The following is a 21,063-nucleotide window of genomic DNA, read 5'->3' as shown; positions in this document are numbered from 1 at the left end:
ATACCTTAATTCCCTATGAAAGCGAAATATCTCGGGCTGGAACTCGCAAGCCCCGTCGTGGTCAGCAGTTCCCCCTATACGGCAAACATGCACAATGTCGAGCAGTGCGTCCGCAACGGCGCCGGCGCCGTGGTGCTGAAATCCATCTTCGAGGAGCAGATTTACCGTCAGGCCGCCTCGCTGGACAAGATGGAGGGTTACGGCGACGCGGGCGAGTATCTCGAACGCTATCTGGGCGACGCCTACAAGGCCGAACTGCTGCAACTCGTCACCGATGCCGCCAAGACGGGCATTCCCGTCATCGGAAGCATCAACTGCGTGGGTACGGGCGACGCGTGGATCGAGTACGCTTCGTCCATGCAGGCGGCCGGGGCTTCGGCGCTGGAGCTGAACATCTTCCTTTTGCCGACCGACCGGCAGGCTTCGGCGCAGCAGATCGAACAGCACTATGCCGACATCGTGCGCAAGGTCGCCGCTGCGGTGACGATCCCCGTGTCGGTGAAGCTCCCGATGCGCCTGACGAACGTGCTGTCGCTCGGCGACGCTCTGCTGGGCCGCGGCGCCCGGGGTCTGGTGCTCTACAACCGCTTCTTCGAGCCCGACATCGACATCGAGAAGATGTGCTTCGTGAACGGCGATCCGTTCAGCGAGCCGACCGAGCTGCGCAACGTGCTCCGCAGCACGGCGTTGTGCGCCCATGCGCTGCCGCAGCTGGACATCGCCGTTTCGACGGGTGTGCACGACGGTGCCGCCGCCGTCAAGGCCCTGTTGTGCGGCGCCGCTGCGGTGCAGGTCTGCACGGCCATCCACCGTCACGGCTACGAGGTGATCGGCACGATCAACCGCTTCATCGACGAATGGGCCGCCCGCCAGGGCTTCGATTCGCTCGGGGAGTTCTGCGGCCGTATGGACTACGGCTCCTCGGAGGGCGAGTTCTACCAGCGGGTGCAGTACATGAAGTATTTCCCCCACGGCGAGGAGTAACCGCCTTCGGAAACGAAAAGCCCCGGACGCTTCGAAAAGCTCCGGGGTTTTCCGTTATTCGGCGGCCGTTTCCGCGTCGAATGTTTCGTCGAAGAGCCTCCGCAGCCGCTGCGGGTCGCGGATGATTGCCCGGAGCTCTTCGAGCCGCCGGGAATTGTCCGATTCGGCGATCCAGAGCCGCAGGTAGCCGCCCTCGGCATATTTCTTTTGCAGGTGGGCCAGACAGCGTGCGTAATGCCCCTCGCGGTCCAGCGCGGGGTAGTTCGCCAGTCCGTACTGCACCGTGCGGCGGACGATCGTCGCGGGGTCGATCACCCGGTCGGCTTCGGCCACGATGCGGCCGTAGATCGTGCGGGGCGGATGGTCCGACGATGCACGGTGGTCCTCCACGGCTTCGCGCATTATCCCGATCTGCTCTTCGGTGAACCGGCGGCGGAGTTCCGCATCCTCCGCGAGAATGCGTCCGGCGTCGATGTGGTGGCGTTCGCGTCCGTTCGCCAGCCCTGTGTCGTGGTAGGCGGCGACGGTGTAGACCATATCTGTGTCTACGTCGTAGCGGGCGGCCAGCGCGAGGCTCTGCGCAATGACCGTGCGCACGTGGTCCGTGCCGTGGGCGCGGTCGAAATGTTCGTAACGGGGGATGATCTCGGCCTCGATGTAGGCCACGAGCGATGGATCGGGTCGTTTCATACGGCGAAGATACATAAAAATTTGTTACCTTGAGTGTAGAGGGTTTTGCCGAATCCCGCGCAATTCGGTTTTGGACCCGTCCGGCCTTTTATGTATCTTTGTCTTCGCCTTAGATACTCTCGCTCGGCAAAATGCAAGTAAACTTGCTTTTGCTCTCGCTTATCTGTACTTTGGCTTCGGCGCCGTAACGGCGCTTTTAGGGTGTCGGGACCTTTTGCCGGGCCGCCCGCAATCCGGCTTTGGAACCATTCGTTCTTATTCCATCGCAGAATCTTTCAGATACTCTCGCTCGGCAAAATGCAAGTAAACTTGCTTTTGCCCTCGCTTATCCGTATCTTTGTCCCCGGTTAAAGTTCGGGTTATGAAAACAGCGGCGGAACTCAAGGAGATAGCGCAGTTCATCGCCGAGTATGCCACCCGGCTGATGGGGTCGGGCGTCCACACATCCCGTGTGGTGCGCAACTCCAAACGGCTGGGCGAGGCGCTCGGAGTGCGGGTGATCGTTTCGGCGTTCCAGCGGGTCGTGACCTTTTCGGTCTGCGACGACGAAAGCGGCGAGATATACAGCGAGGTGGCCGACATCCCGCCCTTGCCGATCAGCTTCGAACTGAACGCCGAGCTGAGCGCCCTGAGCTGGGAGGCTTTCGACCGCCGCCTGCCGCTTGCGGAGATCCGGGCCCGCTATGCCGACATCATCGCCCGGCCGCGCCTCGATCCCATCTTCACGCTTATCCTCGTGGGCTTTGCCAACGCCTCGTTCTGCCGGCTGTTCGGCGGCGACTGGTTCGCCGTGAGCATCGTCTTCACGGCCACGCTGCTGGGATTCTTCCTCCGCCAGCGGATGCAGGCCCGGGGATTCAACCACTATGTCATTTTCATCGCCTCGTCGTTCGCGGCCTCGATGTACGCCTCGGTGGCGCTGATGTTCGACACCACCTCCGAGGTGGCCCTCGCCACGAGCGTTCTCTTCCTCATTCCCGGCGTGCCGCTCATCAACGGCGTGATCGACATCGTCGAGGGGCACGTGCTGAACGGCATCGCCCGCCTTGCGTCGGCCCTGATGCTGATAATCTGCATCGCCATCGGGCTGTCGTGCACGCTGATGATCGTTAAAAACGGATTGCTATGATGCTGCCCGAAATTCTCTCCGACGGATTCTTCGCCGCCGTTGCGGCCATCGGCTTCGGGGCCATTTCCGATCCCCCGATGCGGGCCTTTCCGGTCATCGCGCTGCTGGCCGCCGTGGGCCATGCCCTGCGCTTCGTGCTGATGCAGGGCGGGGTGGACATCGCCACGGCGTCGCTCTGCGCGTCGGTCGTGATCGGCGTGGGCAGCCTCCTGCTGGGCGGCCGCATCCGCTGTCCGATGACCGTGCTGTTCATTCCGGCGCTGCTCCCGATGATCCCGGGCATGTATGCCTACAAGACGGTCTTCGCAACGATCATGTTCATGCAGCACCTGGGCGATGCGGCGGCCAGCGCCCAGTATTTGCAGGAGATCCTGCGCAATGGCTTCGTGACTTTCTGTGTGATCTTCATGCTGGCGGCAGGTGCCGCGGCTCCGATTTTCCTGTTTAACAAGCGCGCCCATTCGCTGACGCGCGACAAAAAACACATCTCCGAACAATGAATGTTTTCTGGCAGACGATCGCCGGCTATAATGCCGCTACATGGCCCTTGCAGGCATTGCTGGTCGTCGCGGGCATCGTGCTCACGGCGTTGCTGTACCGCCGGCCTTCGCCGCGCGTGAAGGTGGCGATGAAAGTTTATCTCGCCCTGCTCAACGGCTGGATCGCCGTGGCCTATTACCTCTGGGCCTGCGCCGAGCGTCCTTACAGCGGGGTGATGGCGCTGTTCTGGGGCGTGATGGCCGCCGTGTGGATTTACGATATTGCGGTGAATTACACCACGTTCGAGCGGACCCGCAAGCACGACCGCATTGCGTTCGTCTTCTACCTCATGCCGTTCGTCTACCCGCTCTTCTCGCTGCTGCGGGGATTGGAGTTCCCGATGGTCACCTCGCCCGTCATGCCCTGCTCGGTGGCGGTCTTCACCATCGGGCTGCTGCTCGCTTTCTCGAAACGGGTGAATCTGTTCGTGATTCTTTTCCTCTGCCATTGGGCGTTGGTGGGCTTTTCGAAGATCTATTTCTTCGGCATCCCCGAGGATTTGCTGTTGGCCAGCGCGTCGGTTCCGGCTCTGTACCTCTTTTTCAAGGAGTATATCGACCTCAATTTCCACCGCGACACCAAGCCCGACCTTCGGGTGATGAATTTCCTGCTGGCGGCCATGTGCACCGCCCTCGGGGTCTTCTTCTCCGTGACTATCTGGCAGCAGTTTATCGGTTAGAGGGCTGAAAAAATCCCTCTCGGGTTGTCCGGAGGGATTTTTTGTCGTAGTGCGTTGTCTCCTACTTGGCGTAGGCTACGGCGCGCGTTTCGCGGATGACGGTGATCTTCACCTGACCCGGATACGTCATTTCGTCCTGGATCTTCTTGGCGATGTCGTGCGACAGTCCCTCCGACTCCTGGTCCGAGAGCTTGTCGGCTCCGACGATCACACGCAGCTCGCGTCCGGCCTGAATGGCGTAGGTCTTCACCACGCCGGGATACGACAGGGCGATGTCCTCCATCTCTTTCAGACGCTTGATGTAGCTCTCGACCACCTCGCGGCGTGCGCCGGGGCGTGCGCCCGAAATGGCGTCGCAGACCTGGATGATCGGGGCGATGAGCGAAGTCATCTCCACCTCGTCGTGGTGGGCGCCGATGGCGTTGCAGACCTCGGGTTTCTCCTTGAACTTCTCGGCGAGCTTCATGCCGATGATTGCGTGCGGCAGTTCCGGTTCGTCGTCGGGCACCTTGCCGATGTCGTGCAGCAGACCTGCGCGGCGGGCGATCTTGGGATTGAGGCCCAGTTCGGCGGCCATGATGCCTGCGAGGTTGGCCGTCTCCCGGGCGTGCTGCAACAGGTTCTGACCGTAGGACGAGCGGTATTTCATCTTGCCGATCATGCGGATCAGCTCGGGGTGCAGTCCGTGGATGCCCAGGTCGATCGTCGTGCGCTTGCCCACCTCGACGATCTCCTCCTCGATCTGTTTCTGGACTTTGGCCACCACCTCCTCGATACGGGCGGGGTGGATGCGGCCGTCGGTGACGAGCTGGTGCAGGGCCAGACGCGCGATCTCGCGGCGCACGGGATCGAATCCCGAAAGGATGATCGCCTCGGGGGTGTCATCGACGATGATCTCGATGCCCGTCGCGGCCTCCAGGGCGCGGATGTTGCGGCCCTCGCGGCCGATGATGCGGCCCTTGACCTCGTCGCTCTCGATGTTGAAGACCGTCACGGCGTTTTCGATGGCCGTCTCGGTCGCCACGCGCTGGATCGACGCCACGATGATGCGCTTGGCCTCTTTCGTGGCCGTCATCTTCGCCTCTTCGATCGTCTCGTTGATGTAGGCGGCGGCTTCGGTCTTGGCCTCGGCCTTCATGTTCTCGATCAGGATGTTCTTGGCATCCTCCGAGCTCATGCCCGAGATCTGTTCCAGACGCACGTTCTGTTCGCGCTGCATCTGGTCCATCTCCTCCTTCTTGTGTTCGAGGATTTGCAGCTGGTTCTGCATCTGCTCCTTCAGCCGGTCGTTGTCGCGGAGCTTGTTCTCCAGTTCGCGCTGCTGGTTCTGGAGGTTCTGCTCGATCTGCTTGGCGCGCTGTTCGCTCTGGGCGATCTTCTGGTTGCGTTCGTTGACCTGGCGGTCGTATTCGCTCTTGAGTTGTATGAACTTCTCTTTTGCCTGGAGGATGCGCTCCTTCTTGATCATCTCTCCTTCGGCCTCGGCCTCCTTCACGGCGGCTTCGCGGCGCTTGCGGATCGACGTTTTGACCACGAGGTTGGTGACAACCGCGTAGACCGCAACGGCGACCACGGCAGAGATGCAGGCAGTCAAAATGATGGTATACATTGACTTTTACGTGTTTTTGGTTGTTATTATTAGGGTTTCTTGTGTAGTCATAAAAAAACCGCATAGGATTCCTTAGTCTCGTTTGACGAATCTGCCGATCAGTCATGTGTGGGGGCTCCGACAATCGCAATCTTCCAACGGTACGCCGTAACGTACTCCCCCGAAGGGTAGTAAGGCCTGATTTTGAAGCGCCCTGAGTTGCCCCAATTTAATAAATGTTCAGTTTCGCAAAGCTTTAAGGAATCTATGCGGGTAGATTCTTGTATGTAAAAGAACGTTTTTCGCCGATGCGTACCGCCTTCGGGGGGTCACCCTTTCAGGTCGTTGAGATACGTATCTATTTCCGTGCCGATTTTTTCCAGCTGCCGGAGATCTTCGCTGTCCACCTCGCGGCTCTGGCGCATTCCGACGTTCGCAATGGCGAACTGCAACGCGGTTATCGACAGGTAGTCCTGGTCGTTCCAGTCCTTGATGTTCCGTTGTTTTATTTGTGCGAGGTAGTTGTTCACCTCCCGTTCGGCCAGCCGGTACACCTCTTCTTTTTCGCGTTCGATATTGAGCTGATAGCTTTTTCCCGCTATTTTGAGGGTTATCGACTGTTTTGCCATTTTTTCTCTCCTTTCGTTTCGTTCTCTGTCTCCTCCTCTTCCGGGGCTGCCTTATCGGGCCTCCGGCGCTGCCGGTTGCTGCCCCAGCAGCGCGATGCACTTGTCCACCTCCCGCATAAGACGGTTGACGCGCGCCCGCGCTTTTTCCCGGTTCCGGCTCTCTCCCGCAAGACCTTCGGTCAGCTGCATGCGCGCCAGCTCGCCGTCCAGCTCCCGGACACGCTCTTCCAGCGTACGTTTCTCCGCGCGGAGCGTCTCCCGCTGTGCCGTCAGTTCCGCACAAAGTTCCGACAGCCGTCTGTGGTCGTCGATGAGCTGCTTTACGCGGGCTTCGAGATTCGTTATCACGCTTTTGTCGGCCATGTCTTCGGATCGAGTTCCGGTTTACTTTATCGAAGGTAGGAAAAAAGCGGACGATTCCAAAACGGGACTGTGTACGATCCGCAAAACTCTCCGACCTGCTAAAAGTGTCGTTACGACATCAAAGGTAGGAAAAAAACCGGACGATTCCAAAACGGAATGCATGCGGTCCGGCAAAATTTTCCGGCCTGAAGTGTCGTTACGACACCAAAGGTAGGAAAAAAACGGGGAAAAGCCAAAAATTATTTTGTGCGTACTTCGCCGTAGAGATCGTAATCGGCTGCCGACGTGACCTCCGCTTCGTAGAAGTGTCCGCGCAGGAGCCGTCTCCCGCCGACGGGTATCAGAATCTCCTGATCCACCTCCGGGGAGTCGTATTGCGTGCGTCCGACGTAGAAATCGCCCTGGCGCGAGTCGATTATGACCCGTTCGGTGCGTCCCACGCGGCGGCGGTTGTTTTCGAGCGAAATCTCGTTTTGCAGGGCCATGATGCGCTCCACGCGCTCCTGTTTCACGGCCTCCGGCACGTCGTCGCGGAGCTGCTCGGCCGAATAGGTCCCCTCCTCCTCGGAGTAGGCGAAGACCCCGAGCCGCTCGAAACGCACCTCGCGCACGAACTCCAGAAGCTCTTCGAAATCGGCTTCCGTCTCGCCCGGATAACCTACGAGCAGCGTCGTGCGCAGCGCGAGGTCCGGAATGGCCGTGCGCAGACGGCGGATCAGCTCCATCGCCTCGGCCTTGGTGTGACGGCGGTGCATGGCCGCGAGCTGGGCGTCGGAGATGTGCTGGAACGGAATGTCGAGGTATTTGCAGATTTTGGGTTCCGCGGCCATCACTTCGATCACCTCGTCGGGGAAAGCGGCGGGGTAGGCGTAGTGGAGGCGTATCCACGCGATGCCGTCGATGCGGCACAGGCGGCGCAGCAGCTCGGCCAGCATCCGCCGTCCGTAGAGGTCGATGCCGTAATAGGTCGTGTCCTGCGCGATGACCATCAGTTCCCGGACTCCCTGTGCGGCGAGTTTGCGGGCCTCCTCCTCCAGCTCCTCCATCGGGACGGAGACGTGGCCGCCGCGGATGAGCGGAATGGCGCAGTAGCCGCATTTCCAGTTGCAGCCCTCCGAGATTTTCAGGTAGGCGTAGTGCTTCGGGGTGGTCAGGCGGCGTTCGGTGGCCAGCGCGGGGTCTTCCGAGGCCCCCAGGGCGCGGACGATGCCGTCCCACGTGCGGGCGCCGAAGTATTCGTCCACCTCGGGAATCTCGGCCCGCAGTTCGTCGGCGTAGCGTTCCGAGAGGCATCCCACGACGAACAGCCGTTCGATCTTCCCGGCCTGCTTGGCCGCCGCCGCGCGCAGAATCATGTCGATCGACTCCTGCTTGGCGTCGCCGATGAATCCGCAGGTGTTGATCACCACCACTTTGGCATCGGTGCGGTCGCTGTCGAAGAGGACTTCGTACCCGGCGGCCGCGAGCCGCGCCATCAGGTGCTCCGAATCGACGGTGTTCTTTGAACAGCCGAGCGTGATGACGTTAATTTTTTTCATCTCCGAACAGCGCGTTGACGAACTCCCGGCGGTCGAAGATGCGCAGCTGGTCGATGCCTTCGCCGATGCCGATGTAGCGGACCGGAATGTGGAACTGGTCGCTGATGCCGATCACCACGCCGCCCTTGGCCGTGCCGTCCAGCTTGGTGATGGTGAGCGAGGTGACCTGCGTGGCCTGCGTGAACTGCTTCGCCTGCTCAAAGGCGTTCTGGCCCGTCGAGCCGTCGAGCACGAGCATCACTTCGTGCGGAGCTCCGGGGATGACCTTCGCCATGACGTTGCGGATTTTCGTCAGCTCGTTCATCAGGTTGACCTTGTTGTGCAGACGCCCGGCGGTGTCGATCAGCACCACGTCGGCGCCGTTGGACTTGGCCGAGGTGAGCGTGTCGAAAGCCACCGACGCGGGGTCGGAGCCCATCTGCTGACGGATCATCGTCGCCCCGGCGCGGTCGGCCCACACTTGCAGCTGGTCGATGGCCGCGGCGCGGAACGTGTCCGCCGCGCCGATCCAAACCTTGCGGCCCGCCTTGGTGAGCTGCGCGGCGAGTTTGCCGATGGTGGTGGTCTTGCCGGCGCCGTTGACGCCCACGACCATCACCACGTAGGGCTGGCCCTCGGCGGCGTCGAGCCCGAAGTGCTCCGACGAGCCGTGCGCATCCTCCATCAGGGCGGTGATCTCCTCGCGCAGGATCGACTGCAACTCCGAGGCGTTCATGTACTTGTCCCGGGCGACGCGCTCCTCGATGCGGCGGATGATCTTCACGGTGGTCTCCACGCCCACGTCCGACGAAATGAGCACCTCCTCGAGGTCGTCCAGCACGTCGGCATCGACCGTCGAGCGGCCCGCCACGGCGCGCGCCAGTTTCGAGAAGAGTCCCGTCTTGGTCTTTTCCAGCCCGGCGCTGAGCTCCTGCTGCTGTTTGCGCGCCTGCTCCTCGGAGGGCGGCGTATCCTGTTTCTTTTTGAAAATATCGAAAAATGCCATGTCCTTGCGGTTAATTTCTGCAAAGATATGAATAAGCGAGGGCAATGTCAAATTTTTATTTGAACATTGCCGAGCGGGAGTATTTAAGGCGCAGCCGAAGATATGAAAAAGTCGGAAAGTTTCGCAGATCGCTGCGGTCCGGCAGAATTTTCCGCTTGTCTGAAAGTGCCGTTACGGCACCGACACCAAAGGTAAACAAGAATGTTTGAAAAAAAACGTTATATTTGCGGAGGATGAACCTCCGCTTGGATAGGCGGCGCCTCGGCATGGTCAAATAAATTTGCCTCTGCTCTCGGCTTGCACTATCATTGTCCAACATATGTTATATATTATAATGATGAAAAGAACCATTTTGTTGCTGTTCGCGGCGTTGTGCGGCGCTTTGACCGCCGCCGCGCAGGACCTGATCGTGAAGACCGACGCCACGAAGATCGAAGCCAAGGTGATCGAAATCACCCCCGAGGCGGTGCGCTACAAACGTTTTTCGAATCCCGACGGTCCGACCTACGTGCTGCCCGTCAAGGAGATACACTATATTCAGTACGCCAACGGCGAAAAGGAGTATTACACTAAGACCATCCCTGCGACGCCGCTGACCCCGGCCACTCCGGCGCAATCCGCTTCGGCCGAAACCCCGGCTGCCGGACCTGCGACGCAGACGCCTGCCGGACGTTACGTGCTCAAACAGTACGAGATCGGCGAGCTGTATGACCAGAACGGCATCCGGGGCGTCATCTGCCAGCTTTCGGACGACGGCATGCACGGGCTGGTGATGTCGCTCGACGAGATCTACCTCCATTGGAGCGAGTTCCGCAAACCCGACCTGCGTGTGGTCGGCGCCGACAGCCGGACCGACGGGGCGGAGAACATGGAGAAAGTGGCGCAGTACATCGCCGCCAACAACCTCACGTGGGATGATTTCCCGGCTTTCAAGTGGTGTCGGGACAAGGGCGAGGGGTGGTACCTGCCTGCCATCGACGAGATGCTGACCGTCGGCCACAACTACAACGGCGGAACGCGTGTGCAGAACAACCGCCAGGCGCGCAACAAGTTCAACGACGCGCTCAAGGATGCCGGCGGCAAGCGCATGGACCGGCTGGTCTACTATTTCTCCTCGACCGAGATGGACGAGAAGAGCGCCTATACGACCCACATGGGCATCGAACCTCCCTACGTGATCGAGATTCCGAAATACAACAAGTTCCTCGTGCGCGCCGTGCATAAGTTCTGACGCCGGGGGCCGGACGGAAAATCGGTGCACTCCTTTCGGGGTGCACCGATTCGTATTTCTGCGGGTCGCGTCAGAGGCTTTCGATCAGCGTCCGCAGCTTGGGGATGATTACGCTCCAGTCGTAATGTTCGCGCACGTACGCAGGGCCTTTTTCGCTCATCGTGCGGCGCAGTTCGGGATCGGAGATCAGGCGGTGGAGTTTGTTGCGGAAATCCCGGCTGCTGTCGTACCAGAACGCCGCTCCGCTCGACTTGCAGTGGTCTTTCATCACGCGGCTCCGGCCGTTGACCAGCAGCGGCACGCGGTTCTGCATGGCTTCGAGCATCAGCAGCGAGAGGCTCTCCATGCGCGACGGATTGACCATCACCGTGGCGTGACGGATGATGGCGCTCTTTTCTTCGTCGGAAACGTATCCCGTGAAGATGATGTCGGGAGAGTCGGAACGCTCGATGTCGAGTTCCGTGCCGCCCACCATCACCAGTTTGATTTCGCCGCCGTGTTCCTTCTTGTAGCGCAGGAAGTCGGGGATCACCCGGGTCGTCTTCGACGGCGTGATGCGCCCGAGATAGAGCACATATTGGTCGGGCAGTCCGTATTTGGCCTTGACCCCCCCCCAATCCGCTTCCGGAGCCTCTTCGATGCCGCACCCTACCAGGCTGTTCGGGGCCAGCGAGGCACCGAACGCCCGGCGGCAGAGCTGCCGCTCGGCCGCGGTGTTGAAGGCGATGTGCCTTACGCGGGTGAACATCGGGGCGTTGATGCTGTAATAGAGCGGTTTGTCGGGGTGAACCAGGGGAATGAGGATCGTCTTTTCGGGGGCGATCGTCGAGCCCAGCACCGGCTGGCTGAAATAGAAATTCATGAAAAGGAAAGCCGCATATTCATCCTTGTGCCGTTCGATGAACTCCAACATCTGAGGCGTATGGTCCTCCTGCGACTCGTAGTAGCGTTTTTCGGCTTCGAGGCTCATGGTCCATTCGGGATGCAGCGAGGAGATCACGCCCAGCAGCCCCATTTTGGCCAGTTGCAGGCGGATGCGGCGGGCCGTCTTGCACTTCTTGCGGTAGAGTCCGTGGTGCTCTCCGTCGATGGGTGCGGGTTTGAACCGGCGGACCGTGACGCCGTTGACGGTGCTGACCCCTTCGGGGTAGTCGCTGGCGGGGTCCCGGAAGATTCGGGTCGTTGTGGTAAGCACTTCCACGTCGTAATAGGGTCGCAATCGTTCAGCCAGCATGCGGCAGTGGACTTCTGCGCCGCCGTTGACTTCGACTCCGTAGCGAATGATGATGAATGCTATTTTCTTCATGAAACACGTCGTAATCTCCCGGACGGAACCGACCGGATCGGGCCGTCTGGAAATTTTTCGGATAAAAGTAGCAAAAATATTTCAATCACGGTGTTTTCGGCCCCTGAAAACACAAAGGGCATCCCGAAAGATGCCCTTTGTATTTAAGAGTCGAGCTCTTAAAATACGCTATTTCTTCTCCTCGAAGAACTCTTTGATCTGGTCGTTGGGGACGATGCCTTCCTTGAACATGTAGGCTCCGGTCTTCTCCGACTTGACCATCTTGATGCACTTGGTGAACTGCTTACCCGTGCCGGTTTTCAGTGTTGCGACTACTTTCTTTGCCATAAAGCTCTCTTAACTATTTGATTTCACGGTGAACGGTGACGCGCTTGAGGAACGGATTGTACTTTTTGCGCTCCAGACGGTCGGGGGTGTTTTTCTTGTTCTTGGTGGTGATGTAACGGGACATTCCCGCAACGCCGCTCTCTCTTTGTTCGGTGCACTCGAGGATGACCTGAACTCTGTTGCCTTTCTTTGCCATTGGTTACTCGTTGTTTTTAGTACACGCTTTTGGGTGCGGCAGCTTCGCGCAGGGCGACTGCAAGACCCTTCTTGTTGATTGTTTTCATACCGGCGGCCGTTACCTTCAGGGTAATCCAGCGGCCCTCCTGCTCCGACCAGAAACGCTTGGTTTTCAGATTGGGACTGAATTTGCGCTTGGTCTTGTGGTGCGAGTGCGAAACGTTGTTGCCCACGATCGCTACCTTGCCTGTGATTTCGCAAACTTTCATTATTCGATAGATTTTTGGTTAAAACCCGATTAGGGGAGTGCAAATATACAACCTTTTCGTCAAATACCAATAATCCCCGGCTTTTTTTATTCGGTGCGGGGCGTGAGGATTTCGTCCGGAGCCTCTATTTTCCGTTGAGGCAGTCGCGCAGCAGGCCGACGGCAAAGGCGCTGGCGCGGTCGATGATCTGCCCGCGGTCGGTTCCGCATTGTTTGAGCAGGGCGACCGTGCGCTCGGGCGAGCTGACGGCGATCCAGACCGTGCCGACGGGTTTTTCGGCCGAGCCGCCCGTGGGCCCGGCGATGCCGGTGGTGGCGACGGCGTAGTCGGCGTCTGCCGCGCGGCGGGCTCCTTCGGCCATCTGACGGGCCACCTGTTCGCTCACGGCGCCGTAGCGTTCGATGTCCGCGGGATTCACGCCCAGCAGTTTCACTTTGGATTCGTTGCTGTACGACACCACGCCGCAGCGGAAATAGGCCGATGCGCCGGGTATGGCCGTGAAGCGCGCCGCGATGGCGCCTCCCGTGCAGCTTTCGGCCGTGGCGAGGGTCAGTCCGCGTTCGGTGAGGATCTTGTGCACCAGCTCCTGCATCGTGGCGGTCTCGAATCCGATGATGTTGTGGGGGATGAGCTTGCGCAGGGCTTCGAACTGACGTTCGATCTCGCGGGCGACGCTCTCGCCTTCGACCTCGTAGGCCGACAGGCGCAGCCGCACGGCTCCCGGATTGGGCAGATAGGCCAGTTTCAGGTAGGGCGGCAGGGCGTTCTCCCACGCCTCGATCCGCTTGGCCAGCATCGACTCGGGAAGCCCGGCGGTGATCATCGTGCGGTGGACGATCTGGCGCAGCGCGAAACGGGCTTTCAGCCGCGGCATCACCTCGTCCTCCATCAGGTGCTCCATCTCGAACGGTACGCCCGGGAGCGACACCGCGACGTGTCCGTCGCGTTCGAACCACATGCCCGGGGCCGTGCCGTGGGCGTTGAACAGCACCGTGCAGCACGCGGGGACCATCGCCTGCGAGCGGTTCAGTTCGTTGAACTCGATGCCCCGTTCGGCGAGCATCTTTTCTACGTGGCCGGCGACCCGCTGATCGTAGCGCATCTCGCTGCGGAACATCTCCGCGAGGGTCTTCTTGGTGATGTCGTCCTTCGTGGGGCCGAGTCCGCCGGTGATGACGGTGATCTCCGAAGCGGACATGGCGCGTCCGACGGCTTCGACGATCTGCGTGCGGTCGTCGCCGATCGAGAGCTTCTCGCGGACCACGATGCCCGCGGCGTTGAGGTGTTTGGCGATGGAGACCGAATTGGTGTCCACGATCTGGCCGATGAGGATTTCGTCGCCGATGGTGATGATGGTTGCCTTCATGGGTGGAGTTATTTTTGCCCGGAGCCGGGATGACGCTCCTCCTCCGGCTTGCCGTCGGATGTCTCCCCGGCGGTTTCGGCGGGCTCCGGACCGGATATTTCGGGATTTTCCCCGTTTTTCATCGACTCCTCGGCGGCGCGCATGGCGGCCAGCTCTTCGGCCTCGTCGATCAGCGCGCGGCATACGTTCCGGACCAGTCCGGGACCTTCGTAGATATATCCCGTGTAGAGCTGCACGAGGTCGGCCCCGGCGTTGAGCATCGCCCGCACGTCGTCGGCCGACATCAGTCCGCCCACGCCGATGATGGGGTAGGTGCCGCCCGAGCGGGTGTGGATGCGGCGCACGATCTCCACGGCGCGGCGGGTGAGGGGCGCTCCGCTGAGGCGGCCGCTGCCGATCTTTTCGAGCGTCGTGCGGCTGGTCCGCAGCCCCTCGCGGCCGTGCGAGCCGTTGGTGGCCACGATGCCGTCGAGCGGCGTCTCCATCAGTACGTCGGTGATCCGGTCGATCACCTCGTCCGTCATGTCGGGCGAGATTTTGAGCATGACCGGCCGGTACTGGTTCTGCCCGCGGCGGAAGTCGAACAGCGGGTTGAGTATCTGAAGAATGTGTTCGCGCGTGTGCGTCGCCCCTTCGCGGCAGGAGTTGTCGCAGCTGATGTTCACGGTGAAGTAGTCCGCATACTGGTAAAGGTTGCGGAAGAGTTTCAGGTAGTCGGCCGGGGCGTTCTCGGCCGGGGTCGAGGTGTTCTTGCCGATGTTGCACCCCACGATCACCCCGCCGTGCGGATGCCGCAGGTGGCGGATGGCGGTTTCGAGGCCGCGGTTCGAAAGTCCGATGCGGTTGATGATGGCGTTGTCCTTCGGGAGCCGGAAGACCCTCGGGCGGGGATTTCCCGCCTGGGGGCGGGGCGTGACGGTGCCCACCTCGACGAATCCGAATCCCAGGGCGGCCAGTTCGCGGTAGGCTTCGCCGTTGCGGTCGAATCCCGCGGCGATTCCCACCGGATTGGCGAACCGCATGCCGAAGACCTCGCGTTCGAGCGCCGGATGTTCCACGGCGTAGCATTTGCGCAGGAGCCAGCGGCCCCCGGGGATCAGCCCGAAGATGCGCAGCATCAGCAGGACGATGTGGTGGGCCCGCTCGATGTTGAGCGAGAAGAGCAGGGGTTTTATGATCCTTCGGTACATGACGCGGCAAAGGTACTAAAAAGTCGGATGGGTGCAAAACCGAAATGTGTGCGGTTCGGCAGAACCTTCCGACGGGATAAACGGGTCGTTACGACCCCAAAGGTAGTAAAAATTGACTAACGATGTACGACTTCGGCCGTTATGTGGCGGAGCGCGGAACCGGACCGGAATCCCTGTGACTTCCCGTCGCCCCTGAAACCCGCCTCTTAGGCGGAGCGCAGAACCGGACTGGAATCCCGATGGTTTTCCTCCGCCCTTGAAACCCGCCTCTTAGGCGGGGCGCGGAACTGGATCGGATTTCCGGTGGCTTTCCTCCGCTCTTAAAACCCGCCTCTTAGGCGGGCGGGGGTCAGAAGTATTCGCGGCGGTAGGCGTAGCGGTCGCGCAGGGATTCGAAGTCGCCGGGGTGTTCTTTGAGCCGGCGGCTTTCGGCTCCGATGTCGTAGACGCCGCCGATGGTGTCGCAAAGTTCCTGCCACGCGATCGGCCGGGGAACGGACGGCGCCGCTTCGGGCGGATACCACCCTTCGAGCGGCAGTCCGAAACAGTGCGCCAGCGCCGCTACGGACATCGCTGTGGCGTTGGCCTTGCCCTGCTCCGAATAACCCGCGATGTGGGGCGTTGCGAGCAGGGCTTTTCCCAGCAGTTCCGGATTGAGGTCCGGTTCGTGCTCCCAAACGTCGAGGGCCCATTCGAGACCGCTCCGGAGCAGGGCTGCGCCGTCAACCACCTCCCCGCGCGAGGAGTTCATCACGACGGCGCCGGGTTTCATGCGCCGGAACAGCTCCTCGCCGGCCATGCGGCGCGTCGTGTCGTCGAGCGGGGTGTGGAACGTGAGGATGTCGGCCTGGCGGGCCACCTCCTCCAGCGGCAGGAATCCGCACCGTTCCCGCTCCTCGCGCGGCGGGTCGCAGCAGAGAACGCGGAATCCCCACGCTTCGGCATAAGTTTTGACAAGCGACCCGACGTGTCCCACGCCCACGACGCCCAGCGTCCGCTCTGCGGGCTGCCAGCCTTGTGTGCGGGAGAGGTGGACGAGCGCGGCGGCGACCCATTGCAGGACGCCCCGGGCGTTGCATCCGGCGGCTGTCGTGACCGTGATTCCGTGCGCTGCGCACCACGCCGTGTCGATGTGGTCGAATCCGATGGTCGCCGTGGCGACGAGGCGCACCCGCGAACCGGCGAGCAGCGCCGCGTCGCACCGCGTGCGGGTACGGGTCAGGAGCGCGTCGGCGTCGCGGACATCGGCGGCCGAAATGGCCTTTCCGGGGAGATAACGCACCTCGGCGAAAGGTTCCAGAACCCCTTTCAGGAAGGGAATGGCGCTGTCGGCTATGATTTTCATGGTATGGACGTTTTTTTCTTTCGTTCCTTTACGGGAAACAAATATAGACAAAAATTGAATTTTTCGCACCTCCGGTGTCGCCGCGACGCTTTTTTGTCCGCCGGAAGGTTTTGCCGGGGCGCTCAGTCCGATTTTGAATCCATTCGATTTTTTTCTATCTTTGGTGTCGTAACGACACTTTTAGGGGTTGGATGGTTTTGCAAAGCCGTATGCGATTCGGGTTTGGAATCACCGGGTTTTTTGCTACCTTTGTAGATTCTTAAATTTCATTATGGAACAGAAACCCTTCGATCCGGATGGCGTCGGCGTGGACAACGGAACCTATTTCGGGCTTCCGTTCGAGCCCGAAACGGCGGAACTGGTGCTGATTTCGGCGCCGTGGGACGTGACGGTCTCCTACGGAGCCGGAACGGCCTATGCTCCCGACGCCGTCATCGAAGCCTCGACGCAGCTGGATTTTTACGACCCGCTGGCCCCCGGGGCCTGGCGCCGCGGCATCGCCACGGCCGACGTGGATTATTCGCTGCTGGAGTCTTCGCAGCGCCTGCGTGTCGATGCCTCGCGGGTGATCGACCATCTCGAAGGGGGCGGGTGCCTCGAAGACGACTATGTCGTGCGCAAGGTCCGCCGCGTGAACGAGGGCTGTGCGGCCATGAACGCCAACATCGGGGCGCAGGCCGTGCGCTGGCTCGACGCGGGCAAGATCGTGGGGCTCGTGGGCGGCGACCATTCGACGCCCTACGGGCTGATCCGCGCTCTGGGGGCCCGTCACGAGGCGTTCGGCATCCTGCATATCGACGCCCACTGCGACCTGCGCGACGCTTACGAGGGTTTTGAATTTTCCCATGCGTCGATCATGTTCAACGTCCTGCGCGACGTGCCGCAGGTCAGCCGGATCGCTCAGGTCGCCGTGCGCGATTTCAGCGAGGCGGAGGCTGCGATGGCCGCTTCGTCGGAGCGTATCGCCACGTTCGACGACCTCTCGCTGGCCGCTGGGGAGTTCCGCGGCGAGACGTGGGACGCTCAGTGCCGCCGCATCGTCGGGACGCTGCCCGCCGAGGTCTACGTGAGCTTCGACATCGACGGACTCTCTTTCGACAACTGCCCCCATACGGGTACGCCCGTCTGCGGGGGGCTCTCTTTCAACCGGGCCGTCTACCTGATCGACACGCTGGTCCGCTCGGGCCGCCGCATCATCGGATTCGATGTGGTGGAGGTGTGCCCCGCGGCCGACGACCGGATCGACGCCATCACCGGGGCCCGTATCCTGTGGAAACTCTGCGGGCAGGCGCTCAAATCGAACGAAAAATCAAACAACGAATAAGCAAATGCGACTGTTTTCGATGTATCGCTGGGTGCGCCAGCGACATATGATGGGGCTTCGCGGCCGTAATTTTCTGGAGGCTCCGTGGGCCGGCGGCGTAGTGCTGCTCGCGTGCGTGATCCTCGCCATGCTGCTGGCCAACCTGCCCGGCACCAAGGTTTACTATCATCATCTGCTCGAAACCGACCTCTCGCTGATGGTCCGCTCTCCGGACGGACTGATCGACTGGATCTTCCCCCGGGGCATGACCGTCGAGAAGTTCATCAACGACGGGCTGATGGTGATCTTCTTCTTCGCCGTGGGGCTCGAAATCAAGCGCGAGATCGTCTGCGGACAGCTTTCGTCCGTGCGGCGGGCGATTCTTCCGGTGCTGGCCGCCGCGGGGGGCATGCTGGCTCCGGCCATCGTCTTCACGCTCTTCAACCACGGTACGGCCGCCGCCAACGGCTGGGGAATCCCCACGGCCACGGACATCGCCTTCGCCATCGGCATCCTCTCGATGCTGGGTGACCGCGTTCCCGTGTCGCTCAAAATCTTCCTCACGGCGCTGGCCGTCGCCGACGACCTGGGGGCCATTCTGGTCATCGCGCTCTTCTACGGCGGGACGGTTCAGATCGGCTGCCTGCTGGTGGCGCTGGCCATCATGCTCGGGGTCTACTTCATGAAGCAGATGGGCGAGAAGCGGATGTTCTCTTACCTGGTGCCGGCCTTCGTGGTGTGGGGACTGTTCTACTATTCGGGGGTGCACTCGACCATCTCGGGAGTGGCGATGGCCCTGCTGATCCCGATGGAACCCCGTTACAGCAAGGAGTACTTCGCCCATAAGATGCGCTGGCTCAAAGGGCTGATGCTTTCGGCCGCCACCCACGAGGATTTCCCCAACGAGGAGCAGCGCTTCTACCTGCGGCGCATGCACGACCTGTCGGCCAACTCCGTGGGCATGAGCTACCGGCTGGAACACGCCCTGGCGCCTTACGTGACCTTCCTCGTCATGCCCATTTTCGCGCTGGCCAACGCCGGCGTCGAGATCACCTCGTTCGAATACCTCAATATCTTCCACCATTCGCCCGAAATCGGTTCGATCGGCATGGGCGTCTTCTTCGGTCTGCTCGTCGGCAAGCCGCTGGGCATATTCCTCGCTTCGTGGGGCGCCGTGAAGTCCGGCCTCGCAGAGCTGCCCGAGGGGGCGACGTGGCGCATGCTGCTGGCCGTGGGCTGTCTGGGCGGCATCGGGTTCACGATGTCGCTGTTCGTCGATTCGCTGGCCTTCACCGATGCCGATCTGATCGACCGCGGCAAGATCGCCATCCTGATGGGCTCGCTCGCGGCGGCGATCGTGGGATGCCTGCTGATTCTGGCTTTTTCGAAAAAAAGTACGAGACAATGAAAAAAATCCTGCTGATCCTCCCCGCCGCCGCTTTGCTGGCCGGGGCCTGCTCGAAGAAGTCGGGCGGGGGCGTGAAACTCAGAAACGACACCGATTCGGTGGCCTATGTCATCGGCATGAACGTCGGCATGAACCTGCTGCGGATGGATTCGACGATTAACGTGAACGCCGTCTGCGAGGGCATCCGCGACGCCGTAAACCGGTCGGCGAAACTTTCGGCGGCCGATGCCGAGACGTTCTACCTGCGCTATGTGAACTATGCGCTGCCCGAGAAGGCCCGGGCCTACGAGGAGCAGTTCCTTGCCGATATAGCCAAGTCGAACCGCTCCTATGCCCGCACCTCGTCGGGCGTGACCTATACGGTGACGGCAGTCGGCGATCAGGAGCAGGTCCCCGTGTCGGACCGCGACAGCGTGGCCCTGCGGTGGGTGATCCGCACGGCCGACGGCAGCCGCATCGCCTCCTCCTATGAGAAGGGCGACACGGTGCGCTCGCTGCTGCGCGACCTGCGGAAGGGCGTGCAGGAGAGCGTGAAGCTGATCGGCAAGGGCGGGAAGATCAACGCCTGGATGCCTTCGTCGGCGGCCTACGGCGCCGAGGGCGACAAGGAGCTGGGCGTGGCCCCCAATGCGACGCTTTACTATGAAATCGAGCTCGTCGATGTCGATAAATACGCGAATCGGTCGCGGCGAAGATAATTTACGCCGATAAAGATGAGCGTTATACAATATTTTTATATCTTTGCGCGTACGAATAAAAGCAAACTCAAAACATAGTTAAAAAACAACAATGAAAAAAATCTTTTTTGCTGCGGCACTCGCGGGTGCTGCGATGCTCGCCTCTTGCGGAGGAAACAAGAGCGGCGTGCAGATGGGCAGCCTTTCGGATTTCGACTCGCTGTCGTATTCGCTCGGTGCCAACATCGGTTACGGCATGAGCTATGAAATGAAGGATATCCCGTTCGATTTCAAACTCGTGGACAAGGGTATCAAGGAAGGCGCCATGGGCAAGGCTTCGCAGGAGCACGACAAGTCGCTGGACATGCTGCGCGAGTATTTCATGTCGAAGCGCGGCGAGCGTGCGCAGGCTATCGCTGAGAAGCGTGCCGCTGCCGACAGTGTCCGTCTGGCCGGCGGCGATTCGACCAAGGTCGAGTATCCCGCAGCCGATCCCGAGATGTTCGAGAGCGAAGAGGAGCGCGCTGAGATTTCCTACGCATTCGGTAACGATATCGGTTACAACGTAGCTCAGAGCGGCATGCCCATCCAGCTGGTTTGGATCAGCGAGGCCATGCAGAACGTCCGCGACAACAACGCCAAAATGACGGAGGACGAGGTGAACCAGTACTTGCAGTACTACTTCATGGTGAAGCGTCCGGCCGAGAACGCCGAGGCTTCGAAGGCATGGCTGGAGAAGATGGAGAAGAAATCGGGCGTGAAGAAGACCGAGTCGGGCCTGCTCTATAAGGTTACCGCTGCCGGCGACGCCGCTGCGATGCCGAAGGACCCGCGCGACGTGGTGAAGGTTCACTACACGGGCCGCACCCGCGATGGCAAGGTGTTCGACACCTCGAAGTTCGCCAACCGCTCGAAGGAGCAGCAGGAGATGATCAAGAAACAGCGTCCCGACGATTTCGACAAGGACGAGCCCGTCGAGTTCCCGCTCAACCGTGTGATTCCCGGCTGGACCGAGGGTCTGCAACTGGTGGGCAAGGGCGGCAAGATCACGCTCTGGATTCCCGCCGACCTGGCTTACGGTGCGCGCGGCGCAGGCCGTGACATCGGTCCCAACGAGGCTTTGGAGTTCGAGGTCGAGTTGATTGACGTGACTCCTTACGAGGAGCCCGCTCCGGCGGATTCGACTGCAACGGCCGAGAAGCCCGAGGTCGCTCCCGCAGAGTAACCGGAAAGGCCGAATACGAAAAATCCCGGAACCGCAAGGTCCGGGATTTTTCTATGGATATAAAAGAGGCTTCTTAAGTCTTAGTCTTGGTAGCGCAGAACTGGATATGATCGT

22 protein-coding genes are annotated in these 21,063 nt (G+C 60.8%); 9 read left to right on the top strand and 13 right to left on the bottom strand.

Features of this window, described 5'->3' with window-relative positions; genetic code table 11:
- Nucleotides 1-15 precede the first annotated feature (15 nt).
- Nucleotides 16-984, top strand: coding sequence for a dihydroorotate dehydrogenase-like protein (locus tag WMO46_RS10275; protein ID WP_129650688.1), 969 nt, complete (start codon nt 16-18; stop codon nt 982-984).
- Nucleotides 985-1,038: 54 nt separating this feature from the next.
- On the opposite strand, the gene WMO46_RS10270 is transcribed toward WMO46_RS10275, so the two are convergent.
- A complete protein-coding gene (locus WMO46_RS10270; RefSeq protein ID WP_302589191.1) occupies nt 1,039-1,674 on the bottom strand; it encodes an HD domain-containing protein in 636 nt (211 codons plus the stop codon).
- A 361-nt stretch (nt 1,675-2,035) separates the two neighbouring features.
- Between WMO46_RS10270 and WMO46_RS10265 the strand changes: the two genes are divergently transcribed.
- From WMO46_RS10265 to WMO46_RS10255, 3 genes are read left to right on the top strand one after another with little or no spacing between them, the layout of a single operon-like run.
- The gene (locus WMO46_RS10265; RefSeq protein WP_019149319.1) at nt 2,036-2,803 is read left to right on the top strand and encodes a threonine/serine exporter family protein; all 768 of its coding nucleotides are present in this window, start codon (nt 2,036-2,038) and stop codon (nt 2,801-2,803) included.
- Entirely contained in the window at nt 2,800-3,303 is a 504-nt protein-coding gene (locus tag WMO46_RS10260) for a threonine/serine exporter family protein (protein WP_019149320.1), read from the top strand. The genes WMO46_RS10265 and WMO46_RS10260 overlap by 4 nt, the downstream gene beginning before the upstream one ends.
- Nucleotides 3,300-4,022: a DUF6064 family protein gene (locus WMO46_RS10255; RefSeq protein ID WP_195497901.1), complete on the top strand. Its 723-nt coding sequence runs from the start codon at nt 3,300-3,302 to the stop codon at nt 4,020-4,022. The genes WMO46_RS10260 and WMO46_RS10255 overlap by 4 nt, the downstream gene beginning before the upstream one ends.
- A gap of 61 nt (nt 4,023-4,083) precedes the next feature.
- On the opposite strand, the gene rny is transcribed toward WMO46_RS10255, so the two are convergent.
- From rny to ftsY, 5 genes are all read right to left on the bottom strand, one after another.
- Nucleotides 4,084-5,631 (bottom strand): ribonuclease Y, encoded by a 1,548-nt coding sequence (rny, locus tag WMO46_RS10250; protein WP_026076250.1) that lies wholly within the window; start codon nt 5,629-5,631, stop codon nt 4,084-4,086.
- 308 nt (nt 5,632-5,939) lie between these two features.
- Nucleotides 5,940-6,239 (bottom strand): cell division protein ZapA, encoded by a 300-nt coding sequence (locus WMO46_RS10245; RefSeq protein ID WP_019149323.1) that lies wholly within the window; start codon nt 6,237-6,239, stop codon nt 5,940-5,942.
- Nucleotides 6,240-6,290: 51 nt separating this feature from the next.
- Nucleotides 6,291-6,602 carry a hypothetical protein gene (locus WMO46_RS10240; RefSeq protein ID WP_019149324.1) on the bottom strand — a complete coding sequence of 104 codons (312 nt, stop codon included), beginning with the start codon at nt 6,600-6,602 and terminating at the stop codon, nt 6,291-6,293.
- Between the two features lie 239 nt (nt 6,603-6,841).
- Nucleotides 6,842-8,140 carry a 30S ribosomal protein S12 methylthiotransferase RimO gene (gene rimO / locus WMO46_RS10235; RefSeq protein ID WP_019149325.1) on the bottom strand — a complete coding sequence of 433 codons (1,299 nt, stop codon included), beginning with the start codon at nt 8,138-8,140 and terminating at the stop codon, nt 6,842-6,844.
- Nucleotides 8,127-9,125, bottom strand: coding sequence for a signal recognition particle-docking protein FtsY (ftsY, locus tag WMO46_RS10230; protein ID WP_019149326.1), 999 nt, complete (start codon nt 9,123-9,125; stop codon nt 8,127-8,129). The genes rimO and ftsY overlap by 14 nt, the downstream gene beginning before the upstream one ends.
- Nucleotides 9,126-9,462: 337 nt before the next feature.
- Here ftsY and WMO46_RS10225 point away from each other — a divergent pair, with 337 nt between their 5' ends.
- Nucleotides 9,463-10,356, top strand: a complete 894-nt coding sequence (locus WMO46_RS10225; protein ID WP_349094300.1) for a hypothetical protein — start codon at nt 9,463-9,465, stop codon at nt 10,354-10,356.
- Nucleotides 10,357-10,426: 70 nt separating this feature from the next.
- On the opposite strand, the gene WMO46_RS10220 is transcribed toward WMO46_RS10225, so the two are convergent.
- From WMO46_RS10220 to WMO46_RS10190, 7 genes are all read right to left on the bottom strand, one after another.
- The gene (locus WMO46_RS10220) at nt 10,427-11,662 is read right to left on the bottom strand and encodes a glycosyltransferase family 4 protein (protein ID WP_019149329.1); all 1,236 of its coding nucleotides are present in this window, start codon (nt 11,660-11,662) and stop codon (nt 10,427-10,429) included.
- Between the two features lie 168 nt (nt 11,663-11,830).
- The gene (locus tag WMO46_RS10215) at nt 11,831-11,989 is read right to left on the bottom strand and encodes a DUF4295 domain-containing protein (protein ID WP_019149330.1); all 159 of its coding nucleotides are present in this window, start codon (nt 11,987-11,989) and stop codon (nt 11,831-11,833) included.
- A 13-nt stretch (nt 11,990-12,002) separates the two neighbouring features.
- Entirely contained in the window at nt 12,003-12,185 is a 183-nt protein-coding gene (gene rpmG, locus WMO46_RS10210; protein ID WP_010266679.1) for a 50S ribosomal protein L33, read from the bottom strand.
- 16 nt (nt 12,186-12,201) lie between these two features.
- A complete protein-coding gene (rpmB, locus tag WMO46_RS10205; RefSeq protein ID WP_019149332.1) occupies nt 12,202-12,435 on the bottom strand; it encodes a 50S ribosomal protein L28 in 234 nt (77 codons plus the stop codon).
- Between the two features lie 124 nt (nt 12,436-12,559).
- Nucleotides 12,560-13,801: a competence/damage-inducible protein A gene (locus tag WMO46_RS10200; protein WP_129650678.1), complete on the bottom strand. Its 1,242-nt coding sequence runs from the start codon at nt 13,799-13,801 to the stop codon at nt 12,560-12,562.
- An 8-nt stretch (nt 13,802-13,809) separates the two neighbouring features.
- Nucleotides 13,810-14,991, bottom strand: a complete 1,182-nt coding sequence (locus tag WMO46_RS10195; RefSeq protein WP_349094299.1) for a quinone-dependent dihydroorotate dehydrogenase — start codon at nt 14,989-14,991, stop codon at nt 13,810-13,812.
- Between the two features lie 349 nt (nt 14,992-15,340).
- Nucleotides 15,341-16,336 (bottom strand): 4-phosphoerythronate dehydrogenase, encoded by a 996-nt coding sequence (locus tag WMO46_RS10190; RefSeq protein ID WP_349094298.1) that lies wholly within the window; start codon nt 16,334-16,336, stop codon nt 15,341-15,343.
- A 271-nt stretch (nt 16,337-16,607) separates the two neighbouring features.
- Here WMO46_RS10190 and WMO46_RS10185 point away from each other — a divergent pair, with 271 nt between their 5' ends.
- The 4 genes from WMO46_RS10185 (at nt 16,608) to WMO46_RS10170 (ending at nt 20,949) form a co-directional block, all read left to right on the top strand.
- Nucleotides 16,608-17,660 (top strand): arginase family protein, encoded by a 1,053-nt coding sequence (locus WMO46_RS10185; protein WP_278964896.1) that lies wholly within the window; start codon nt 16,608-16,610, stop codon nt 17,658-17,660.
- A 4-nt stretch (nt 17,661-17,664) separates the two neighbouring features.
- Nucleotides 17,665-19,047, top strand: coding sequence for a Na+/H+ antiporter NhaA (nhaA, locus tag WMO46_RS10180; protein ID WP_229091971.1), 1,383 nt, complete (start codon nt 17,665-17,667; stop codon nt 19,045-19,047).
- Nucleotides 19,044-19,745: an FKBP-type peptidyl-prolyl cis-trans isomerase gene (locus WMO46_RS10175; protein WP_129650674.1), complete on the top strand. Its 702-nt coding sequence runs from the start codon at nt 19,044-19,046 to the stop codon at nt 19,743-19,745. Before nhaA ends, WMO46_RS10175 begins: the two co-directional genes overlap by 4 nt.
- Before the next feature lie 91 nt (nt 19,746-19,836).
- Nucleotides 19,837-20,949: an FKBP-type peptidyl-prolyl cis-trans isomerase gene (locus WMO46_RS10170; RefSeq protein WP_026076252.1), complete on the top strand. Its 1,113-nt coding sequence runs from the start codon at nt 19,837-19,839 to the stop codon at nt 20,947-20,949.
- The last annotated feature ends 114 nt before the right edge of the window (nt 20,950-21,063 follow it).

Origin of the sequence: Alistipes intestinihominis, assembly GCF_040095975.1 — a bacterium.
Lineage (GTDB): Bacteria > Bacteroidota > Bacteroidia > Bacteroidales > Rikenellaceae > Alistipes > Alistipes senegalensis.
This window is presented reverse-complemented; position numbering and strand designations above follow the sequence as displayed.